This is a genomic window from Mesorhizobium sp. ORM8.1 (assembly GCF_053005525.2).
In genome coordinates this window covers 541,786-563,728 of the sequence record NZ_CM132600.1, presented here as the reverse complement: position 1 = coordinate 563,728, position 21,943 = coordinate 541,786, and the positions used below count along the sequence as shown (strand labels likewise).

Annotated in this window: 19 protein-coding genes and 2 pseudogenes; 10 read left to right on the top strand and 11 right to left on the bottom strand. The window is 63.6% G+C overall.

Translation table 11 applies throughout. The features are described from left to right. Positions 1 to 2: 2 nt before the first annotated feature. Entirely contained in the window at positions 3 to 464 is a 462-nt protein-coding gene (gene queF / locus ACVDG8_RS02880; protein WP_447253335.1) for a preQ(1) synthase, read from the bottom strand. A gap of 59 nt (positions 465 to 523) precedes the next feature. On the opposite strand from queF, the gene ACVDG8_RS02875 reads away from it, so the two are divergent. Continuing rightward, positions 524 to 2,569, top strand: coding sequence for an oxidoreductase (locus tag ACVDG8_RS02875; protein WP_447253334.1), 2,046 nt, complete (start codon positions 524 to 526; stop codon positions 2,567 to 2,569). Between the two features lie 97 nt (positions 2,570 to 2,666). Here ACVDG8_RS02875 and ACVDG8_RS02870 read toward each other — a convergent pair whose 3' ends face one another. After that, positions 2,667 to 3,074, bottom strand: coding sequence for a hypothetical protein (locus ACVDG8_RS02870; protein WP_447253333.1), 408 nt, complete (start codon positions 3,072 to 3,074; stop codon positions 2,667 to 2,669). Positions 3,075 to 3,216: 142 nt separating this feature from the next. Between ACVDG8_RS02870 and ACVDG8_RS02865 the strand changes: the two genes are divergently transcribed. Next, positions 3,217 to 3,654, top strand: coding sequence for a MarR family winged helix-turn-helix transcriptional regulator (locus ACVDG8_RS02865; protein WP_447253332.1), 438 nt, complete (start codon positions 3,217 to 3,219; stop codon positions 3,652 to 3,654). Here ACVDG8_RS02865 and ACVDG8_RS02860 read toward each other — a convergent pair. Next, a complete protein-coding gene (locus tag ACVDG8_RS02860; RefSeq protein WP_455707523.1) occupies positions 3,645 to 4,379 on the bottom strand; it encodes a polysaccharide deacetylase family protein in 735 nt (244 codons plus the stop codon). The genes ACVDG8_RS02865 and ACVDG8_RS02860 overlap by 10 nt on opposite strands. Before the next feature lie 70 nt (positions 4,380 to 4,449). Beyond that, on the bottom strand, positions 4,450 to 6,519 hold the full coding sequence (locus ACVDG8_RS02855; protein WP_455707522.1) for a putative bifunctional diguanylate cyclase/phosphodiesterase: 2,070 nt from the start codon (positions 6,517 to 6,519) through the stop codon (positions 4,450 to 4,452). A 299-nt stretch (positions 6,520 to 6,818) separates the two neighbouring features. On the opposite strand from ACVDG8_RS02855, the gene ACVDG8_RS02850 reads away from it, so the two are divergent. Both ACVDG8_RS02850 and tdh read left to right on the top strand, forming a co-directional pair. After that, a complete protein-coding gene (locus ACVDG8_RS02850; protein ID WP_447253329.1) occupies positions 6,819 to 8,006 on the top strand; it encodes a glycine C-acetyltransferase in 1,188 nt (395 codons plus the stop codon). A 168-nt stretch (positions 8,007 to 8,174) separates the two neighbouring features. Further along, positions 8,175 to 9,209, top strand: coding sequence for an L-threonine 3-dehydrogenase (gene tdh, locus ACVDG8_RS02845; protein ID WP_447253328.1), 1,035 nt, complete (start codon positions 8,175 to 8,177; stop codon positions 9,207 to 9,209). Between the two features lie 200 nt (positions 9,210 to 9,409). Here the strand turns inward: tdh and ACVDG8_RS02840 are convergent, their stop codons facing one another. After that, entirely contained in the window at positions 9,410 to 9,853 is a 444-nt protein-coding gene (locus tag ACVDG8_RS02840) for a MarR family winged helix-turn-helix transcriptional regulator (protein WP_447257212.1), read from the bottom strand. A gap of 130 nt (positions 9,854 to 9,983) precedes the next feature. Between ACVDG8_RS02840 and hmgA the strand changes: the two genes are divergently transcribed. Both hmgA and ACVDG8_RS02830 read left to right on the top strand, forming a co-directional pair. Then, the gene (gene hmgA, locus ACVDG8_RS02835; RefSeq protein WP_447253327.1) at positions 9,984 to 11,297 is read left to right on the top strand and encodes a homogentisate 1,2-dioxygenase; all 1,314 of its coding nucleotides are present in this window, start codon (positions 9,984 to 9,986) and stop codon (positions 11,295 to 11,297) included. Between the two features lie 107 nt (positions 11,298 to 11,404). Beyond that, on the top strand, positions 11,405 to 12,418 hold the full coding sequence (locus ACVDG8_RS02830) for a fumarylacetoacetate hydrolase family protein (protein WP_447253326.1): 1,014 nt from the start codon (positions 11,405 to 11,407) through the stop codon (positions 12,416 to 12,418). A 37-nt stretch (positions 12,419 to 12,455) separates the two neighbouring features. Here ACVDG8_RS02830 and hppD read toward each other — a convergent pair whose 3' ends face one another. Further along, positions 12,456 to 13,571: a 4-hydroxyphenylpyruvate dioxygenase gene (hppD, locus tag ACVDG8_RS02825; RefSeq protein WP_447253325.1), complete on the bottom strand. Its 1,116-nt coding sequence runs from the start codon at positions 13,569 to 13,571 to the stop codon at positions 12,456 to 12,458. 139 nt (positions 13,572 to 13,710) lie between these two features. On the opposite strand from hppD, the gene ACVDG8_RS02820 reads away from it, so the two are divergent. After that, positions 13,711 to 14,178, top strand: a complete 468-nt coding sequence (locus tag ACVDG8_RS02820) for an Lrp/AsnC family transcriptional regulator (RefSeq protein ID WP_447253324.1) — start codon at positions 13,711 to 13,713, stop codon at positions 14,176 to 14,178. Between the two features lie 244 nt (positions 14,179 to 14,422). Here the strand turns inward: ACVDG8_RS02820 and ACVDG8_RS02815 are convergent, their stop codons facing one another. The 3 genes and pseudogenes from ACVDG8_RS02815 to ACVDG8_RS02805 form a co-directional block, all read right to left on the bottom strand. Beyond that, positions 14,423 to 14,761 (bottom strand): TIGR01244 family sulfur transferase, encoded by a 339-nt coding sequence (locus tag ACVDG8_RS02815; protein ID WP_447253323.1) that lies wholly within the window; start codon positions 14,759 to 14,761, stop codon positions 14,423 to 14,425. A 116-nt stretch (positions 14,762 to 14,877) separates the two neighbouring features. Continuing rightward, the gene (gene zigA / locus ACVDG8_RS02810) at positions 14,878 to 16,089 is read right to left on the bottom strand and encodes a zinc metallochaperone GTPase ZigA (RefSeq protein WP_447253322.1); all 1,212 of its coding nucleotides are present in this window, start codon (positions 16,087 to 16,089) and stop codon (positions 14,878 to 14,880) included. An 87-nt stretch (positions 16,090 to 16,176) separates the two neighbouring features. Then, a pseudogene (locus tag ACVDG8_RS02805) lies at positions 16,177 to 16,297 on the bottom strand (metal ABC transporter substrate-binding protein); the annotation flags it as partial. Between the two features lie 211 nt (positions 16,298 to 16,508). Between ACVDG8_RS02805 and ACVDG8_RS02800 the strand changes: the two are divergent. Beyond that, positions 16,509 to 16,853, top strand: a complete 345-nt coding sequence (locus tag ACVDG8_RS02800) for a RidA family protein (protein WP_447253321.1) — start codon at positions 16,509 to 16,511, stop codon at positions 16,851 to 16,853. Between the two features lie 123 nt (positions 16,854 to 16,976). Here the strand turns inward: ACVDG8_RS02800 and hutC are convergent. Together hutC and ACVDG8_RS02790 are read right to left on the bottom strand one after the other, a co-directional pair. Continuing rightward, positions 16,977 to 17,724: pseudogene (gene hutC / locus ACVDG8_RS02795) on the bottom strand (histidine utilization repressor). Positions 17,725 to 17,737: 13 nt separating this feature from the next. After that, complete coding sequence (locus ACVDG8_RS02790) at positions 17,738 to 19,093, bottom strand: formimidoylglutamate deiminase (protein ID WP_447253319.1); 1,356 nt, start codon at positions 19,091 to 19,093, stop codon at positions 17,738 to 17,740. A 97-nt stretch (positions 19,094 to 19,190) separates the two neighbouring features. On the opposite strand from ACVDG8_RS02790, the gene hutI reads away from it, so the two are divergent. Both hutI and hutH read left to right on the top strand, forming a co-directional pair. Next, positions 19,191 to 20,411: an imidazolonepropionase gene (hutI, locus tag ACVDG8_RS02785; protein ID WP_447253318.1), complete on the top strand. Its 1,221-nt coding sequence runs from the start codon at positions 19,191 to 19,193 to the stop codon at positions 20,409 to 20,411. Further along, entirely contained in the window at positions 20,408 to 21,943 is a 1,536-nt protein-coding gene (gene hutH, locus ACVDG8_RS02780; protein ID WP_455707521.1) for a histidine ammonia-lyase, read from the top strand. The genes hutI and hutH overlap by 4 nt, the downstream gene beginning before the upstream one ends.

Genomic DNA, 21,943 nt, shown 5'->3' with positions numbered 1-21,943 from the left:
GTTCAGCCTCTTCCGCGATAGGGCGCAACGCCGGTGTCGGGCAGCCATGCGCCTTCCGGCGGCGCGCCGGTCTGCCAGAAGACGTCGATCGGAATGCCGCCGCGCGGATACCAATAGCCGCCTATGCGCAACCAGAGCGGCTTGGTGGCGGCCACAATGCGACGGCCAATCATCACCGTGCAGTCCTCATGAAAGGCGCCATGGTTGCGGAAAGAGGTCATGAACAGCTTCAGCGACTTCGATTCCACCAGTGCGTTATCGGGAGCGTAGTCGATGACGATATGGGCGAAATCCGGCTGGCCGGTGACCGGGCAGAGCGAGGTGAACTCGGGGCAGGTGAAGCGCACGATGGCCGGCGGGCCGTCGCCGCGCTGGAACGGCACGGTCTCCAGGACCGCATCTTCGGGATTCTGTGGCGGCTCGACGTGCTTGCCGAGCTGGGTGAGGGTTTTGGTATCGATCATCGCGGGTTCCTAAGGGACTTTCGGCGCTCATTAGCACAAATTGAAACGGCAGGAAGAAGATGACCAGCAACGACCCGCTTCTCCAACCTTACCAGCTCAAGCACCTGACGTTGAAGAACCGGGTGATGTCGACAAGCCATGAGCCGGCCTATTCCGAGGACGGCATGCCGAAGGCGCGCTACCGGCTCTACCATGCCGAGAAGGCCAAAGGCGGCATGGCGCTGACGATGACGGCGGGCTCGGCGATCGTGTCGCGCGACAGCCCCGCCGCCTTCGGCAATCTGCATGTCTATGACGACAGGATCGTGCCGTGGCTGGCCGAGCTTGCCGATGCCTGCCACGAGCATGACTGCAAGGTGATGATCCAAATCACCCATCTCGGACGCCGTACAGGCTGGAACAAGGCCGACTGGCTGCCGGTGCTGTCGGCCTCGCCGGTGCGCGAGCCGGCGCATCGCGCCTTCCCGAAAACCATCGAGGACTGGGACATGGAGCGCATCGTCGCCGACTATGCGTCCGCCGCGCAGCGCTGCCGGGCGGCCGGCCTCGACGGCATCGAGTTCGAATCCTACGGCCACCTGATGGACGGCTTCTGGTCGCCGGCGACGAATCATCGCGACGACGAATTCGGCGGCTCGCTCGACAACCGGCTGCGCTTCACCGACATGGTGCTGGACGCGGTGCGCAAAGCCGTCGGCGAAAAATTCGTCGTCGGCATCCGCATGGTCGCCGACGAGGATCTCGACAAGGGCATCTCGAAGGCGGAGGGCGTGGAGATCGCAAAGCGGCTCGCCAATTCCGGCAAGGTCGATTTCCTCAACATCATCCGCGGCACGATCGAGACGGATGCCGCACTGACCAAGGTCATTCCGGTGACCGGCATGCGCTCCTCGCCGCATCTCGATTTCGCCGGCGAGGTGAGGGCGGCGACAAAATTCCCGACTTTCCATGCGGCGCGCATTTCCGATGTCGCCACCGCCCGCCACGCGATCGCCACCGGCAAGCTCGACATGGTCGGCATGACGCGCGCCCACATCGCCGATCCGCACATCATCCGCAAGGTGATGGAGGGCCGCGAGCATGAGATCAGGCCTTGCGTCGGTGCTACCTATTGCCTCGACCGCATTTATGAAGGCGGCGAGGCGCTTTGCGTCCACAATGCCGCGACGGGGCGCGAGGCGGAGATCCCTCATATCATCGCCAAGACTGATGGACCTGCCAAACGCGTTGTTGTGGTCGGCGCTGGCGCCGGCGGTCTCGAAGCGGCGCGCGTCGCGGCCGAGCGCGGCCATCAGGTCACGGTGCTCGAGGCTTCGAGCCAGGCCGGCGGCCAGGTCCGGCTGGCTACCCAGAACCCGCGCCGCAAGGAGCTGATCGGCATCATCGACTGGCGGCTGGCCGAGCTCGACCGCCTGGGCGTGGAAGTCCGCTACGACACCTGGGCCGAAAAGGACGACGTGCTGGCGCTGTCGCCGGACGTGGTGATCGTGGCCACCGGCGGGGTGCCACAAAATCCACCTCTGGAGGTCGGCGACAATCTGGTCACGTCGAGCTGGGACATCATGGCGGGCGGCGTCAAGCCAGCCGAGAATGTGCTGCTTTATGACGACAATGGCGGCCATCAGGGCATGGGCGCGGCGGAGCTGATCGCCAACACTGGTTCGAAACTGGAGCTGGTCTCGCCGGAGCGTTTCTTCGCGCCGGAAATGGGCGGCATGAACCACGTGCCCTATATGCGCGCCTTCCACGAGAAGGGCGTCACCGTCACCATCAACACCAGGCTGCGGTCGGTGCGGCGCGAGGGCAACCAGCTCGTCGCCGAGCTCGCCTCGGACTTCGCCGAGGGCTGGCGCGCCGAGCGGCGCGTCGACCAGGTGGTGGTCGAGCACGGCACGGCGCCGCTCGATGATCTTTATCTTGCGCTCAAACCCCTGTCGAAGAATGGCGGCGCGGTCGACTATGAGCGGCTGGTGAATGGTGGCGACATTTTCCCCGCGCGCAATGCCGAAGGCGGCTTTGTTGTTTTCCGCATCGGCGACGCGGTCGCTTCACGCAACATCCACGCCGCCATCTATGACGGCATCAGGTTCGGCATCCGGATCTGATGTTTGATGACGCGCAACGAGCCATTGCAAGGAGAGCCACCTGCCGCCCTGGTCCGTTGCGCGCCGCGCATGATCAGCTTTCGCTGGCCGTGCGATTTCAAAACATCTTGGCGGTCGCCATGCAAAGCACGGTGATGACCAGCAGCCCGCCGGCAATGCGCTCGCCTCGGGTCATTTTCGCCCGCAATTGGGTCTGCGTCGCTTGATCGGCGCCGATTAGCTGCCTGCTGGCGGAAGCTACGAGGGCGCCCTGCACCCCGGCGGCGATCAGCGCCGTTAGAATGCCCAGCGCCAGCACCTTCTCCATCGAGCCGAAGGCACCCTCGTGGAAGAAATACCAGAGCAATATGCCGGTCAGGAAAACCAGGCCGGAGGCGCCGAGCTGCGGCCGGATGAAGCGCTCCGCCTTGATTTCGGGGTCGCGGGCAACCGCGATGGTCGTGCCGGCCCAGAACACGCCGGCCATGACGTGCAGGCCGATGACGACGATGTAGACATATTGCATGACTGCACTCCTCTCTGCCGCCCGCCGCACATCGCAGCCGTGTTGCGATGCCATCAATACGACAAAGTTAGATATCTAACGGTTAGATGTCAATGCGATAACCTGAGTTTCACCTTCTCATCGCTTGCTCTACTGTCCGGCCATGACACCATTCGATCGCCCGCCCATCGGCATGAACCTCGCCCGCACCTCCAAGATTGTGGCGCAGGCCTTCGACGCCGCGATGGTCGAGGCCGGCGGAACGCTGCCGGTCTGGGTGACCTTGCTCTCCGTCAAGTCCAAGGAGCTTGCCAACCAGCGCGAACTCGCCGGCATGATCGGCATCCAGGGCGCGACGCTGACGCATCACCTCAACGCGATGGAGAGGCAAGGGTTGCTGACGCGGCGCCGCGATCCGGAAAACCGCAGGGTCCACCAGGTTGCGCTGACCGGGGCCGGCGAAGCGCTGTTCGAAAAGCTCCGTCTCGCCGCTGTCGGCTTCGACAAGCGGCTGCGGGCCGGCATTCCCGATGAAAGATTGGCCGAATTCGCCGAAGTGCTTGCGGCGTTAAGACGGAACGCCGAACCAGCTCAGTCGTAGCCCGCGATAGCGCCGAAGGCGTAGTGGCGCAGCTGGAGCGCGGCAATCAGCGCGGTCAGCTTCGCCTTGCCGTCGAAAGCGTCCTGGAACATCTCGTCATGCATGAGCAGGATCAGCTTGCGCGGCTTGGCGAAACGGCCGTAGCTGAACAGATGGTCGATCTCGCTCACCAGATGATCGACGCTCTGCACCGGCTTGCCGCTGTCTTCATGCACCCATTCATGGTCCCAGCCGTAAAGCCAGAAGCCTGACGCCGCGACGAATTCGTAATCGGGATCCTCGCGCCCCGCCTGCGCCAGACCGAGCGGATCGTCGTTCTTGGAGTAATTGGGCAATCGGAAGACGTCGCGCCCTGGCAACCGCGCATGCACGGCCGGCTTCAGGCCCAGCACGGCATTGGCCTTGAGCATATCGGCGACCACTCCCTCGGTGTCGCCGTAAAAGTGCCGATAGTGGTTGTAGGCGTGGCTGTAGCTGTGGTTGCCGATCGTCACCAGCGGCATCGATTTCGCCCGCTGCAGCAAAGCTCGATTGGTTGTGCTGGCCTCGGCATGCATGCCGACCATGAACAACGTTGCCGGCACCTGCTCGGCCTGCAGCACATCGAGAATGTTGCTGGTGCCGTTCAGCGGACCATCGTCAAAGGTGAGATAGATGGTGCGGTCGGCGGCCAAGGTCGGCGAGGCGACCAACAACAGCAACGACAGGACAAAACGAAGCGGCATGCGCGAGATCCGGTTGATCGCACAGGCCGCCATGCCGGCACGGTCGTGTCAAGTTTGTCGACGCGCGTGCCTACGCCACACTGCCCCGCACCACCTTGAGCTTTGCCTTCTTCGGGCTGCGCGCCAGCAGCCATTCGCGCGCCTTGTCCTGCGGCATCGGGAAGGCGATGGAGTAGCCCTGCACCTGGTCGCAGCCGATCGCCATCAGCAGATCGAGCTCGGCCTCGGTTTCCGCGCCTTCGGCGACGATCGAGATGCCGAGCCCCCGCGCAAGCTCGGTGATGGCGCGCACGATCTTGGTGTTGTCGCCATTCTCGTTGATGTTCTGGACGAAGCGGCGGTCGATCTTCAGCCGGTCGATCTCATTCGGGTTGACGTGGCTGAGCGAGGCATAGCCGGTGCCGAAATCGTCGAGCTCGAGATGGACGCCGGCGGCGCGGATGTGGCGCAGCTTGGCGGCAATGCCGGTCTTCTCGTCGTCGAGGATGACGGATTCGACGATTTCCAGCGATAGCTTCTGTGGCGGCAGTCCGACGCGTTCCAGGGTCGAGAACAGGAAATTGTCGAAGTCGGCCTCGCGCAACTCGGTGCCTGAGACGTTGACGGCGAGGCGGCCGAAATCGATGCCGGCGCGGTTCCATTCGGCGGCTTGCTCGATCGCCTTGGTGATGACGATGCGGCCGATATCCGGCATGAAGCCGCATTTCTCGGCCACGGGAATGAACTCGCCGGGCGAGATCATGCCGCGTGTCGCATGCTTCCAGCGCACCAGCGCTTCGATGCCGCTGATCTTGCCGCTTGTCAGCGATACCTGCGGCTGGAAATAGACCTCGAAGGCCTTGTCGGCGATCGCGGTGCGGATGTCCTGCTCGAGCTGTTTGCGATAGTCGAGTTCGCGCCTCAATTCCTCGGAGAAGAAGGAGAAACTGCCGCCGCCAAGCTTCTTGGCGGAATAGAGCGCGAGGTCGGCATGGACGAGCAGGTCCTGCGCATTGTCGGCGTCGACCGGATAGACCGCGATGCCGGCGCTGGCGCCAGGCATGATGGTCGCGCCCTGGAAGGCGATCGGCTCGTTGATCTCGCCCAGGATGCGTTTGGCCAGTGCATGGATGTCTTCGGTGGAGCCGGCGCCGTTGAGGATCATGACGAACTCGTCGCCGCCGAGCCTGGCGCAAAGGTCGGACGCCCGGCAGGAATCGCGCATGCGCTGCGCCGTCACCACCAGCACATAGTCGCCGGCGGCGTGGCCGAGCGTATCGTTGATCTGCTTGAACCGGTCGAGATCGAACTGGATCACCGCCAGCCGCTCACGGCGGCGGTGCGCGCCCTTGATCAGCGTTTCGAAATGTTCGGTGAGGAAGGTGCGGTTGTGAAGCCCGGTGAGGCCGTCATGCACGGCGATAAAGGCCATCGAATTGCGCGCGTCGACCAGCTCACGGGTCTTGCGCAGGATGGCGTTGGACATCGGCCGGAAGATGAACAGCGCCACCAGCACGATGACGCCAAGGGTGGCGAAGAACAGCGTGCGGTGCAGGTCGAGGATGTTGCTGGCCTTTTCGTTGGCGAAGGCGCTGATGCGCTGGCCGAGCGCGGCGTAGCCTGACATCGTCGCGTTGGCGACGGAGGCGTCGAGGCCGACGCGGTCGACGCCACCCTTGTAGCTCTGCGCCTGCATGCCGAGTTGGGACTCGAACGAAGAGGCGAGCCGCTGGCCGTTGGCGACTAGGCCGACCGAGAAATAATCGAGGTGGAACGGCTTGCTGAACAGCACATATTCGATCGACTTCGGATCGTTAAGCGCCGGCGACTGCGGGTCGGCGCCGGTCTCCGTCAGCAAGCGGTCGTAATTGGTCTCGAACTCTTCCGTCGCCTGCTTGAGCGCGGTGACGAGCGCCGGCTGCTTGTCGCGCGTGGCGGCCCCGGTGGCGCTCGCCAGGAAGACGATGCGCTGCGACAGCGCCTTTTGCGTCGAGACGATGTCGAGCAGCAAGTCGTTATGTTGCTGCTGCGCCATCAATTGCTGGAGAAGCACGAAGGAGGCTATCACCATCGCGGCGATGATCGTCAAAGCCAGCCAGTAGCCGCTCTTGATCAGCAGAACGAGCTTGCGCGAAACGCTATGCACTGGCTGCTGCGACATGATTGGTGCCCCCTCCCGTCGACGGAATCCTGCCCGGGATTCGCGACGGGTAAACGCTTGCCTTGAAAGGGTTAACAGGTCGGCAAGCAGGCCGGGACGGCGATCGCGGCGGCGCGACAAGCTTATAAGATGGTTATCATGTCGTTTCCCGCGCACCCCATTTTTGAGCGTGTTGTCATTGCGCTGTCGCCAAGGATTGCGGGGTCGCTTTCGCAACCCCACCGAAGCGGTCGTTTTTGCGGTGGATTTTTCTCGGGAGCGGCGCGACAGTCCCGCCTCGAACGCAACAGGGCAGGACCATGAGCGCAGCATTCCTCTCTCACATCGACAATGAGCTTAAGGGCCTGAAATCGGCCGGGCTCTACAAGTCCGAGCGGGTCATTTCCTCGACGCAGTCGGCGCAGATCGAGGTCGGTGGCGAAAAGGTGCTGAATTTCTGCGCCAACAATTATCTCGGCCTCGCCGACAACGCGGATCTGCGGCATGCCGCAAAGCAGGCGCTCGACCGCTATGGCTACGGCATGGCCTCGGTGCGCTTCATCTGCGGCACGCAGGAAGAGCACAAGCAGCTCGAATCGACGATCTCGTCCTTCCTCGGCTTGGACGACACCATCCTTTACGGCTCCTGCTTCGACGCCAATGGCGGCCTGTTCGAGACGCTGCTTAGCGAGGAGGACGCCATCATCTCCGACGCGCTGAACCATGCCTCGATCATCGACGGCGTCAGGCTGTCGAAGGCCAAGCGCTTCCGCTACGCCAACAACGACATGGCAGATCTCGAAGCGCGGCTGAAGGAAGCCAAGGATTGCCGCTTCCGGCTGATCGCCACGGACGGCGTGTTTTCGATGGACGGCATCATCGCCAATCTGAAGGGCGTTTGCGATCTGGCCGAGAAATACGACGCCATGGTCATGGTCGACGACAGCCACGCCGTCGGCTTTGTCGGCAAAAACGGCCGCGGCTCGGTCGAGCATTGCGGCGTCGAGGGCAGGGTGGACATCATCACCGGCACGCTCGGCAAGGCGCTGGGCGGCGCTTCCGGTGGCTACACGTCGGGCAAGAGCCAAGTGGTCGACTGGCTGCGCCAGCGCTCGCGGCCCTATCTCTTCTCCAACACGCTGATGCCGGCGATCGCCGGCGCCTCGATCAAGGTGTTCGAGTTGATCCGCCATGGCGACGCCCTGCGCCAACGCCTATATGCCAATGCGGAAAGATTCCGGTCCGAGATGGGCAAATTGGGCTTCACGCTGGCCGGCGCCGATCATCCGATCATCCCGGTGATGCTGGGCGATGCCAGCTTGGCGCAGGAGATGGCGGCGCGCATGCTGAAGCGCGGCATCTATGTCATCGGCTTTTCCTTCCCGGTGGTGCCGAAAGGCCAGGCGCGCATCCGTACGCAAATGTCGGCGGCGCATTCCAGCGCCGACATTGACCGGGCGGTGGAGGCGTTCGGCGCGATCGGCAAGGAACTGGGTGTGATAGGCTGAGAGTTTTTACCCTCCCCTTGTGGGGAGGGTCGACGATCTGCCCGCTTGCATGGCAAGCGGGCAAGAGACGGGGCGGGGTCTGCAGGTAGCGACCTTCGCCAGTTTGTTTGACCCCACCCGGCCCTTCGGGCCACCCTCCCCACAAGCGGGAGGGTAAGGAGCTACAAAATGTCGAACATGATGAAGGCGCTGGTGAAGGCCAAGGCCGAGCCGGGCATCTGGATGGAAGACGTGCCCGTGCCGGAGATCGGCCCCAACGACGTGCTGATCAAGGTCAAGAAGACCGCGATCTGCGGCACCGACGTGCATATCTACAATTGGGACCAGTGGGCGCAGAAGACCGTGCCGGTGCCGATGGTGACCGGCCACGAATTCGTCGGCACGGTCGCGGATTTCGGCGCTGCGGTCACCGAATACAAGGTCGGCCAGCGCGTCTCGGGCGAAGGTCACATCGTTTGCGGCCATTGCCGCAACTGCCGGGCGGGCAGGGGTCATCTGTGCCGCAACACGCTTGGCGTCGGCGTCAATCGTCCCGGCGCCTTCGGCGAATATCTGGTGATCCCGCAGCACAATGTCGTGCCGATCCCCGACGATGTGCCCGACGAAATCGCCGCGATCTTCGATCCCTTGGGCAACGCCGTCCACACAGCATTGTCCTTCGATCTGGTCGGCGAGGACGTGCTGGTCACCGGCGCCGGGCCGATCGGCATCATGGGCGCACTCGTTGCCCAATGTGTGGGCGCGCGAAAAGTCGTCATCACCGACATCAACCCGGTGCGGCTGGACTTGGCGCGAAAACTCGGCGTCCAGCATGTCGTCGATGCATCGAAGGAGAAATTGCGCGACGTCATGCCGGCGCTCGGTATGACCGAAGGTTTCGACGTCGGCCTGGAAATGTCGGGTGCTGCGCCCGCCTTTCGCGACATGATCGACACCATGAACAATGGCGGCAAGATCGCCATTTTGGGCATCGCGCCGACCGGCTTCGAGATCGACTGGAACAAGGTCATCTTCAAGATGCTGCATCTCAAAGGCATCTACGGCCGCGAGATGTTCGAGACCTGGTACAAGATGATCGCCCTGGTGCAGGGTCCGCTGGACGTATCGGGGCTCATCACGCATCGGATTAGGATCGACGATTTCCAGGTCGGCTTCGACGCGATGCGCAGCGGCAGTTCGGGCAAGGTGGTGATGGATTGGTAAGGGCCTCTGCGGAGACGTTGAGTTCCTTCGCCCCCTCTCTGTCCTGCCGGACATCTCCCCCTCAAGGGGGAGATCAGCGGTGACACCGGCCTTCGCCAATCGCAGAAGTTGCAAGACGAGCGCCGTCGCCAAGGCTGCCGATCTCCCCACTTGAGGGGGAGATGTCCGGCAGGACAGAGGGGGGCGCCTCGCGCCAACGTCTATTTCCTGTCTGATGCCAGACTTGCCTCCAGCGCCGTCACCCCACTCACAATCGCCGACCGCTCCTGCGCGCTCAACCTCGCCAGCAGCTCTCGCTCAAATGCCTTCGCCAGCGGCACCATCTCGCGATAGGCACTAAGCCCAGCTTTGGTCAGCGCCAGGTGCTCGATCCGCCGATCATTTTCGTCCGGCGTGCGCGTCAGCCAGCGGCGGCGCTCGAGTTCGGCCACCGCGCGCGACACCTTGGTCTTGTGCATAGCCGATTGTTCGCCGAGCTCCGTCGCCGTCATCGTGCCGCGCTGGCCGAGACCTGACAGCGTGCGCCATTCCGGCCGCGTCAGGCCGTGGCGTTCCTTGTAGATGCGCGAGAATTCGCGGCTGACGGCGTCGGCCAGCCGGTAGAGCCGGTAGGGCAGGAAGCTTTCCAGCTCCAGTGTGTCCATGATGTGCCCCTGGGATGCGGCGTGGCTGTTGATAGTTACATTTTCAATGGTTACAAATGAAACCAGTTTGGTCAACATCGCCGGCAGGCAGGGCGTCGTGAAGCTTGAGGCCGGGATCAGGGAGGATCGGATGGCCTTTTCCTACATGCCGGGCTTCGGCAATGATTTCGAGACCGAGACGCTGCCAGGCTCGCTGCCGCAGGGTCGTAACTCGCCGCAGCGGCCGGCTTACGGCCTTTATGCCGAGCAGCTCTCCGGCTCGCCCTTCACCGCGCCGCGCGGCACCAATGAACGCTCATGGCTCTACCGCATCCGCCCGAGCGTAAAACACACCGGGCGCTTTCAGGGCGTGAGCTATCCCTTGTGGAAGACAGGGCCCAACATCGCCAACCACGAACTGGCGCTCGGCCAGTATCGTTGGAACCCGACGCCAATGCCGACCGAGCCGACGGACTTCATCTCCGGCATGCGCACCTTCACCACGGCTGGTGACGCGATCGGCCAGTCCGGCATGGCGGCGCATGTCTATGTCGCCAACCGCTCGATGGTCGACGACCATTTCTTCAATGCCGATGGCGAACTTCTGGTCGTGCCGCAGATCGGCGCGCTGCGCTTCGTCACCGAGATGGGCGTGATCGAGCTCAAACCCGGCGAGATCGCGGTGCTGCCGCGCGGCCTGGTCTTCAAGGTCGAGCTAGCCGACAAGGAGGCGCGCGGCTATGTCTGCGAGAATTACGGCGCCAAGTTCACCATGCCGGACCGCGGCCCGATCGGCGCCAATTGCCTGGCCAATCCGCGCGACTTCAAGACGCCCTGCGCCTGGTTCGAGGAGAAGGAGACGCCGTGCCGGCTGATCGTCAAATGGTGCGGCACTTTGCATGTCACCGAGCTTGGCCATTCGCCGCTCGACGTCGTCGCCTGGCACGGCAATTACGCGCCCTATAAATATGATCTGGCGACGTTTTCGCCGGTCGGCGCCATCCTGTTCGACCATCCCGATCCCTCGATCTTCACCGTGCTGACGGCGCCGAGCGGCGAGGAAGGCACGGCCAATGTCGACTTCGTCATCTTCCCGCCGCGCTGGCTGGTGGCCGAGAATACGTTCCGTCCGCCATGGTACCACCGCAACATCATGAGCGAGTTCATGGGCCTGATCCATGGCCAGTATGACGCCAAGGAGGAAGGCTTCGTCCCCGGCGGTATCAGCCTGCACAACCAGATGCTGGCGCATGGGCCGGACGCGACAGGTTTCGAGAAGGCGACGCGCGCCGACCTGAAGCCGGTCAAGCTCGACAACACCATGGCCTTCATGTTCGAGACCCGCTTCCCGCAAATGCTGACGCGCTACGCCGCCGAACTCGGCACCTTGCAGGAAAACTACATCGACTGCTGGGCCGACCTGAAGAAGCGCTTCAATGGCACTCCGGAGGGCGACTGGTCCTGAAAGAAATTCGCTTGCGCGGGAAAACTTAAGCCGGCGGCTTGACGATTGCCGATAACGGCCTTGTTGTGGGGCCAAGCGGCGCACGCCGCGTCAGGAGAGGAAACCGCATGAAGCTTGCCACTTTGAAGAACGGGACGCGCGATGGAAAGCTGGTCGTCGTCTCGCGCGACCTGACGCGGTTCACCGACGCTTCTTTCCTGGTGCCGACGCTGCAGGCCGCGCTCGACGACTGGCGCCGCATCGCGCCGCATCTGGCGGCGATGGCGGAATCGCTCGAGACTAGCGCAGTGCCGTCCGCCCGCTTCCACGAGCATGACGCGCATTCGCCGCTGCCGCGCGCCTATCAATGGGCGGACGGCTCGGCCTATGTGAACCATGTCGAGCTGGTGCGCAAAGCGCGCGGCGTCGAGATGCCGGCGAGCTTCTGGACCGATCCGCTGATCTACCAGGGCGGCTCGGACGCCTTCATTGCGCCGCGCGATCCGATCCGCATGGTGGACGAAGCTTTCGGCATCGACATGGAAGCGGAAGTCGCCGTCATCGTCGACGACGTGCCGATGGGCGCCGGACCGGATGCGGCGAGGGCGGCGATCCGCCTCGTCATGCTGGTCAACGACGTGACGCTGCGCACTATTACCGGGCCGGAACTGGCGAAAGGCTTCGGCTTCTTCCAGTCGAAGCCGCCATCGGCCTTCTCGCCGGTCGCGGTGACGCCGGACGAGCTGGGCGACGCCTGGGACGGCGGCAAGGTCAATCTCGCTCTGCTGGTCGACCTCAACGGCAAGGCGTTCGGGCGCGCCAATGCCGGCATCGACATGACGTTCGATTTCCCGGCGCTGATCGCGCACGCGGCCAAGACCCGGCCGCTCGCCGCCGGCACCATCATCGGCTCGGGCACCGTCTCCAACAAGCTCGATGGCGGGCCAGGCAAGCCGGTCTCGGCCGGCGGCGCCGGCTATTCCTGTGTAGCCGAACTGCGCATGATCGAGACCATCGAGAGCGGCGAGCCGAAGACGTCCTTCCTACATTTCGGCGACACGGTGCGCATCGAGATGAAGGACAAGACGGGACATTCGATCTTCGGCGCCATCGAGCAGAAAGTCGAGAAGTACGCGGGGTAGGCAGGCTGATGCCGGGCGCCGCAAACAGGTTTACGTTTCAGGCCGCCTTGCCGTCCATCTTGATCACGCCGCGTTTGATCTGGTCCTGCTCGATCGATTCGAACAGAGCGCGGAAATTGCCCTCGCCAAAGCCTTCGTCGCCTTTCCTCTGGATGAACTCGAAGAAGATCGGCCCGATGACGGTTTTCGAAAAGATCTGCAGCAGGATCTTGGTCATGCCGCCGTCGACGACGCCTTCGCCGTCGATCAGGATGCCGTGCTTCTTCATGCGTTCGATCGGCTCGTCATGGCCGTTCACGCGGTCGTACGACATGTCGTAATAGGTCTCCGGCGGTCCAGGCATGAATTTCAGCCCGTTGGCGGCAAGCTTGTCGGTGGCGGCGTAGATCTCGTCGGTGCCGACCGCGATGTGCTGGATGCCTTCGCCATTGTACTTCTTCAGATACTCGGCGATCTGGCTGGTGTCGTCCTTGGACTCGTTCAGCGGAATGCGGATCTTGCCGCAGGGCGAGGTGATGGCGCGGCTGACCAGCCCGGTGATCTTGCCGTCGATGTCGAAGAAATGGATCTGCTTGAAGCCGAACAGCTCGCGATAAAAATCCCACCATTTGTCCATCTGGCCGCGATAGACATTGTGGGTGAGGTGGTCGAGGAAATAGAAGCCGACGCCTTCGGGCTTCGGGTCGCGCTCGCCCAGCCACTCGAACTCGGCATCATAGGCCGAGCCTTTGTCGCCATAGGCTTCGATGAAATAGAGCAGCGAGCCGCCGATGCCGACGATGGCCGGCACGTCGAGCGCCTTGTCGGCGCCTTCATAAGGCGTGGCGCCCTTGGACACGGCATGGTCGAAAGCGTGTTTCGCGTCGACCACGCGCCAGGCCATCGAGGCCGCGCAAGGACCGTGCTTGTCGACGAACTTCATCGCATGCGAGCCGGGCTCGGCATTGACGACGTAGTTGATGTCGCCCTGCCGCCAGACGGTGATGTCCTTCGAACGGTGCTTCGCCACCGCGACATAGCCCATGCGGGTGAAGAGTTCGGCAAGCTTCTGCGGTTCGGCATGCGCGAACTCGACGAATTCGAAACCGTCGGTGCCGGCGGGATTGGCCTTGCTGATCTTCGCGGGCGGGGCGTCGTGCGGGAAGGGGCCCATGGTAGTCCTCCGAAAGCTTGTTGCAGCCAGTTTTGGCCGTCTTTCACCATGATAGCGCGGAGCCGCCGCACGGTGCTTGCATTCAACCGCTTGAAATGCACTAGATGTGCGTAAATTGTGCATGGTCGGAGGAAACTTCGTGGACGATACGCGCATTGATCGATTTGACCGCAAGATACTGGCGCTTTTGCAGGACGATGCGCGTTACACCAACAACGACCTTTCGGAGCGCGTGAACCTCTCGCCGTCGCAGTGCTCGCGCCGTCGCCTTCGGCTTGAGGAAGACGGCTACATCAAGGGCTACCGCGCCGTGCTCGACCGCGACAAGCTCGGCTTTTCGCTCGTCAACGTCATCTCGGTGACGCTGGCCACCCACAACCGCGACAATGCCCGCCGCTTCGGTGAACTGGTGGCGCGCCTGCCCGAGGTGCAGGAGGCGCATGCGCTGACCGGCGAGATGGATTATATCCTGAAAGTGGTGACGCCCGATCTCAAATCTTTGTCTGAGTTCGTCAACGGCGTGCTCTTGCCGCATGAATCCGTGCAGCATGTGAAGACGGCGATCGTGCTGGAGACACTCAAGGAAACCGGCGCGCTGCCGATTTAGCTTTGGTGGATTTTATTGATACGCTGGCGGGACAGCGCCCCCCTCTGTCCTGCCGGACATCTCCCCCACGAGGGGGAGATCAGATGTCGCGTCGGCTTTCGCCAACCTCGGGCGTTGCAAGATTGGGCGAGGCGCGGAAACTGCCAATCTCCCCACTTGTGGGGGAGATGTCCGGCAGGACAGAGGGGGGGCGCGAAGGAACGCCAGCTTGCGGAATTGGCTTTCTTCAACCGCACCGCGGCGTTCACCCCTTCTGCTGCTGGATCAGCCCATAAAGGTTGGTGCAACGCGCGCCCGACCGGCAATACGCAAACACCGGGCCTTCGAGCTCATCGAGCGCCTTGCCTTGGTCATCGACATTATCTTGTGTGATCTGGCCGCTGATCACCGGGATATAGCGGAAGGCAAGCCCTGCCGCTTCGGCCGCCGAAGCGACGCTCTCGGCCGAAGGCTGGCCTGGCTGCTCGTCATCCGGCCGGTTGCAGATCACGCTCTTGAAGCCGGCTTGCTTGATGGCGGCGACGTCTTCCGGCTGGATCTGGCCGGAGACCGAATAATCATCGCTGATCTGGCGATATTCCATGGCTGCATCCTCGCATTTGATTTGACGCAAAGTCTTGCCACTCTCGCACGAGGTCGGCAATCCGCGCTGAAGGAAATCCTTTTGCGCAGATAGACATTCCCCGAACAAAAATCAGTTCAGCCATTTGTCCAGTTCGGGAACGGGTCGGGCAGCGCGCACCACAATTCGGGCTCGAACCCCGTCGCCTCGACAAGGCAATCGTCCAGCTCGGCGCGGATCTTCGCCTCGTCCATCGGCTCGCAACCGATGAAGACCAATTCCTGGCGCCGGTCGCCCCAGACCGGATCGAGATAGGGCGCCATGCTCTCGCGCCATTCCGCGTGGTCTGGCCATCGCGCTGGCGGCACCGAGGCCCACCACAGGCCACGCTTTTGCGTCCGCACCAACGCGCCCGCCTGGCTCATTTCGCCGACATGATCCGGCCGTGTCGCCAGCCAGAAGAAACCCTTGGCGCGCACCACGCCCGGCCAGGCGCGATTGATGAAGGTCTGGAATTTCGCCAGCTCGAACGGTTTTCGCGCGCGGTAGACGAAGGAGCGGATGCCGTACTCCTCGGTCTCGGGAACATGGTCGCGAAAACCGTTGAGTTCCTTGAACCAGAGCGGGTTCTGCTGCGCCTTGTCGAAATCGAAGCGGCCGGTGGCCAGCACCTTGTCGAGCGGCACCTGGCCGAAATCGGCTTCCACGATCTCGGCCTCGGGATTGAGGGCCCGCACGATCAGCCGGGCCATGTCCCGCTGATGACGGCTCGCCATGCCGATCTTGTTCAGCACAACGATGTCGGCGAATTCGATCTGCTCGACCAGAAGATCGACCAGCGCGCGCTCATCCTGCTCGCCAAGCGACTGGCCACGCTGCTTGAGGAAATCGGAGGACGAATAGTCCTTGAGCAAATTGAGCGCGTCGACGACGGTCACCATCGTGTCGAGCCGCGCGACGTCGGAGAGACTGTCACCATGCTCGTCGCGGAAATCGAAAGTCGCGGCGACGGGCAGGGGCTCGGAAATACCGGTGGATTCGATGAGCAGATAATCGAAGCGGCCCTGTTCGGCGAGCGCACGGACCTCCTTCAACAGGTCGTCGCGCAGCGTGCAGCATATGCAGCCATTCGACATCTCCACCAGTTTCTCATCGGTGCGCGACAGATCGGCGCCATCGCGAACAAGCTCGGCATCGATGTTGATCTCGCTCATGTCGTTGACGATGACAGCGACGCGGCGGCCCTCGCGGTTCGACAGGATGTGGTTGAGCAGCGTGGTTTTGCCTGCGCCGAGGAAACCGGACAGCACAGTCACCGGTAGGCGTTTGGAGTCGTTTTTCTGAAGCATGGATTCTTCCGATTTAATGTTATTACATAACAAAAGGTGCGCCGAAAAGGGCGGAGTCCTGGCTCCGCCTTCTCAACGGCAGCTATGTCAACTGCCAAGGATCGCGCCTTTTGATCTGGCGAATGTTGTTGTGCATCATGTCGATATAGGTCGAGCCAGGGGCATCAGGCTGCGACAGCGCATCTGAATAAAGCGTGCCGCCGACCTGCTGCGGGCGAAAACTGGGGACTTGTCGATATGTGATGTTATTACATTAGTCAACAAGGCAAGCCGGCGGATTTATGGCGTGCCGGTCAACTCGGTGTGTGGGTGAACCGGACAAGCTCGGACAATTGGCTCAATTGGTTTCGCGCCCGCGCCCTTGCCCGGAGCCGGCGCGGACTCTAAACAGGCCCGACTCCAAAACGAAGGGACACCCAATGAGCATTCGTCGCATCGATGTCGGCCCGCGCATGAGCCAGATCGTCATCCACGGCAACACCGTCTATCTGGCCGGCCAGGTCGGCGAGCCCGGCGGCAACGTGGCCTCGCAGACCCGCGATATCTTGAAGACCATCGACGAATTGCTGGCCAAGGCCGGCACCGACAAGACCAAGATCGTGCAGGCGATCATCTGGCTGGACGACATGGGCAAATTCGCCGAGATGAATGCGGAATGGGACAAATGGGTCCCGCAGGGTCACACGCCGGCCCGTGCCACCGGCGAAGCCAAGCTCGCCGGCCCGGAATATCTGGTTGAGATTATCGTGACGGCGGCGATTTAAGGCGCGAGCCTTCTACCTCCCCCTTGTGGGGAGGTCGGGCCGAAGGCCCGGGTGGGGATTGCGCCGACCCCGCCCCGCCGCTTCGCGGCGACCCTCCCCACAAGGGGGAGGGTAAAGACGCCACTACCCCTGCGACGGCGTGAACCGTGCTACCAGCGTGTGGCTGTCCGCCGGATAGACGAACCGGACATGCGTCACCGGGTGCTCGGCGCTCCAGGTGCGGCGCTCGACCACCAGGCAGGGCGCGCCGGGGTCGATGTCGAGCGCGTCCGCGATGGTTTCGTCGGCGGCCATGGCGCGGATGCGGTGTTCGGCTTCGCTCCACGGCACGCGGCCGATCAGCCAGGGGCCTGGCGCGATGTCGAGAAACTCCTCCTCGCCGGCTCCGGATACCGCGGACAGGTTGATCAGTCGCTCTTCCAGCGCGAACGGCCGTTCGCCGGCGAAATGCAGCCCTTCCAGCGCCAGCACCGGACCCGCGGCGGCAAGCCCGAGCAGCGTCCGGTCCTCGGCGTTGCTGCGCCGTTTCACCCGCTTCAGCCGGTCATAGCGATAGGCAAGGCCGAGCGCCTCGACCTCGATCCTGATGTCGTGCAATTCCAGCACCGCGGCCTGCGACTGCGGCTGGCGCACGAAGCTGCCGGAGCGGCGGCGGCGCTCGATCAGCCCGGCCTTGGCGAGCTGCGACAGCGCCTTGTTCACGGTCATGCGCGAGCAATTGTATTCGGCCGTCAGCTCATGCTCGAACGGGATGCGATGTCCGGGCGGCCAGGCGCCCGACAGGATCTTTTTCGCGGATGTCGGACAGGATGCGCTGATGCAGCGAGAGGATCTCGCCACCGTCAACATCATCTGTCTCGATCAAGCTCATCAGACGTCCTGCTTCAGGTCTGCGACAAGTCGGTCATGACTTTGCGGAATCGCTCGGCGACTGCCGCGCGCTTGGCATGCCTGCCGCCGCTGACCTGCTTCTTGCCATGCACCCAGACGCAATCGACCGTGCTGCCATTGGCGAAGATCCAGGCATCGAGGATGGCGTCGCCCGCCTTGCCTGCCAGCGACGGATGGTTTTGGTCGAGCGAGATGAAATCGGCCGGGCCGCTGGCGGCAATCTGTGACGAGCCGGCGCCGAGCGCCTGGCTGCCGCCATCGAGCGCGGCGTCGAACAGCGCGCGTCCGGTCGAGCCGCCGGCGCGCGCCAGCACGTTGCGGGCGCGGTGGGCGAGGCGCTGCGAATATTCGAGCTGCCGAAGCTCGTCCGGCAGGCCGATCAGCACGTTGGAGTCGGAGCCGACGCCGAAGCGGCCGCCATGCTCGATGAACAGCGGCGCCGCAAAGGTGCCGTCGCCGAGATTGGCCTCGGTGATCGGACAAAGCCCGGCGATCGCGCCGCTTTTTGCCATGGCGATGGTTTCGGCTTCGGTCATGTGCGTGGCGTGGATCAGGCACCAGCGCTTGTCGACCGTGGCGTCGGACAGCAGGAACTCGACCGGACGCTTGCCCGACCAGGCGACACAGTCCTCGACTTCCTTGACCTGCTCGGCGACGTGGATGTGGATCGGGCCGTCCGGCGCCATCGCCGCGACCGCGTTGAGCTCGTCAGGCGTCGCGGCGCGCAGGCTGTGCGGGGCAACGCCGACAATTGCTTGATTCAAACCACGAACGGCCTCGCGGCTCTTCTCAAGCAGTCGTCCGAACCGCTCGACATCATTGATGAATCGCCGCTGGCCCTCATTGGGTGCTGCGCCGCCGAAGGCGGAATGGGCGTAAAAGACCGGCAGCAGCGTCAGCCCGATGCCGGTCTCCGAAGCCGCCGCCGTGATGCGCTCCGCCATCTCGGCGATGTTGGCGTAAGGTTGTCCGTCGCGGTCGTGATGCAGATAGTGAAACTCGCCGACGCGCGAGAAACCGGCCTCCAGCATCTCGACATAAAGTTGCGCCGCCACCGCCTCGACCTGGTCGGGCGTCATCGACAGCGCGAAACGGTACATCACCTCGCGCCAGCTCCAAAAGCTGTCGGACGAAGGGCCGCGCAGTTCGGCAAGCCCGGCCATCCCGCGCTGGAAGGCATGGCTGTGCAGATTGGGCATGCCGGGCACGAGAATGGCGTGGCGTTCGTCGCCAAGCTGAGGCGCGGCGCTGGGCTCGACCGTAGCGATACGGCCGCCATCGAAGGCGATCCTCACCTTGGATTGCCAGCCACCGGGCAACAGCGCCTGTTCCGCAAAGATCGCCGTCACTTGTCTCTCCAAATCTCGATGCGTGAGCGACGATACCACTTGCGTCGCGTTTCAATATGTATATACATAATCGCCATCCTTTCAAATGGAAAAGATGATGGTTGGAGCAAACGGGAAGAGCGGCCTGCGGCTATGGCGCAATGCGCGCCTGGCGACCATGGCCGATGGCTTAGGTATCGTCGAGAAAGGCGCGGTCGCCGCGCGCGACGGGCTGATCGTCTATGCCGGCGCCGAGGCGGATATGCCGGCTGCCGCCGGGCAAGGCGCCGATACAGTCGATTGCGAGGGGCGCTGGATCACGCCGGGCCTGATCGACTGCCACACGCACCTGATCTATGCCGGCAACCGCGCCAATGAATTCGAGATGCGGCTGGCCGGCGCCACCTATGAAGAGGTGGCCCGCGCCGGGGGCGGCATCGTCTCCTCCGTCAAGTCGCTGCGCGCTGCCAGCGAGGACGAGCTCGTCGCCGAGACGCTGCCGCGCCTCGACGCACTGATTGCCGAAGGCGTCACCACTGTCGAGGTGAAGTCCGGTTACGGCCTCGATCTCGACAATGAGAAGAAGTCGCTGCGCGCGGCCCGCCGGCTGGCCGATGAGCGTCCGGTCACGGTGCGAACCACCTGTCTGGCCGCCCATGCGCTGCCGCCCGAGGCCAAGGGCGACAAGGACGCCTTCATCGATCTCGTTGCCGGCACCATCCTGCCGGCCGTCGCTGCCGGAAAGCTCGCCGACGCGGTCGACGGGTTTTGCGAAGGCATTGCGTTCTCGCCGGAACAGATGGCGCACGTCTTCGACAAGGCGAAGGCGCTCAGCCTGCCGGTGAAACTCCACGCCGACCAGCTTTCCAATCTGCATGGAGCGGCCCTTGCCGCCCGCTACGGCGCACTCTCGGCCGACCATCTCGAATACACCGACGATGCGGGCGCCGCGGCGATGGCCGAGGCCGGCACCGTGGCGACGATCCTGCCCGGCGCCTTCTATTTCATCCGCGAGACCAAGAAGCCGCCGGTCGACCTGTTCCGCCGCCATGGCGTGAAAATGGCGCTGGCGACGGACTCCAACCCGGGCACTTCGCCGCTCACCTCGCTGCTGCTCACCATGAACATGGCCGCGACTTTGTTCGGCATGACGGTCGATGAATGCCTGGCCGGCGTCACCCGCGAGGCCGCGCGTGCGCTCGGCCTTCTCGAAAAAACCGGCACGCTGGAAGCCGGCAAATCGGCCGATCTCGCCATCTGGGACATAGAGCGTCCGGCCGAACTCGTTTACCGCATGGGCTTCAATCCGCTCCATGCTCGCATCTGGAGAGGACAATGACCGAACTGACCCTCAAGCCCGGTAACGCCACGCTTGCCGATTGGCGCACTATCTATCGCGGCGCCGTGCCGAAGCTCGACAATTCCTGCCGGCCGAAGATCCGGGCCAGCGCCGAGGCCGTCGCCCGCATCGTCGCCAAGGGCGAGCCGGTTTACGGCATCAACACTGGTTTCGGTAAGCTGGCGAGCGTGCGCATTCCGGCGGCTGACCTCGAAACCCTGCAGCGCAACATCGTGCTCTCGCACGCCGCCGGCGTCGGCGAGCCAATGCCGGTCGCGGTGGTGCGGCTGATGATGGCGCTGAAGCTTGCCAGCCTCGCCCAGGGCGCCTCCGGCGTGCGGCCGCAGACGATCGAATTGCTCGAAGCCATGCTTGCCAACGACGTCATCCCGGTGGTGCCGGCGCAGGGCTCGGTCGGCGCTTCAGGAGATCTTGCGCCGCTGTCGCATATGACCGCCGTCATGATCGGCGTCGGCGAATGCTTTACCCCGCATGGCCGCGTCCCGGCCAAGGTCGCCTTTGTCTCGCACGGGTTGGAGCCGGTGACGCTCGGCGCCAAGGAAGGCCTGGCGTTGCTCAATGGCACGCAGTTCTCGACCGCCTATGCGCTCGCTGCCTTGTTCGAGGCCGAAGTGCTCTACCAGTCGGCGCTGGTCGCCGGCGCGCTGTCGACCGACGCCGCCAAGGGCTCCGACGCGCCGTTCGACCCGCGCATCCATCTCTTGAGAAAGCATCGCGGCCAGATCGAGACGGCGGACGCGTTGCGCAATCTGATGGCCGGCAGCGCTATCCGTGAATCGCACCGCGTCGGCGACGAACGCGTGCAGGATCCCTATTGCCTGCGCTGCCAGCCTCAGGTGATGGGTGCGTCGCTCAACGTGCTGCGCCAAGCCGCCGATACGCTTCAGACCGAAGCCAATGGCGTCACCGACAATCCGCTGATCTTCGCCGAGGACGACACTGCGCTCTCAGGCGGCAACTTCCACGCCGAGCCGGTGGCCTTCGCCGCCGACATGATCGCGCTGGCCGTCTGCGAGATCGGCTCGCTGTCGGAACGCCGCATCGCCATGCTGGTCGATCCGGCGCTTTCCGGCATGCCGGCTTTCCTGACGCCCAAGCCCGGCCTGAACTCCGGCTTCATGATCCCGCAGGTGACGGCGGCGGCCCTTGTTTCGGAAAACAAGCAGAAGGCCTATCCGGCAAGCGTCGATTCGATCCCGACCTCGGCCAACCAGGAAGACCACGTCTCCATGGCCGCGCATGGCGCCCGCCGGCTGATCGGCATGGTCGAGAACGCCACCGCCGTTATCGGCATTGAATTGCTGGCGGCCGCGCAAGGCTGCGATTTCCACCAGCCGCTGGCGTCGAGCAATGCGCTGGAAGCCGTGCGCAAGCTGGTGCGTGCCGAGGTCCCGCATCTCGACAATGACCGACATTTCCATCCCGACATGGAGAAAGCGATCGCCATGGTGCGCAGCGGCGCGGCTGTGGCCGCAGCCAGCGCGGTGGCGCTGCCGGGGATTGCGTCGTGA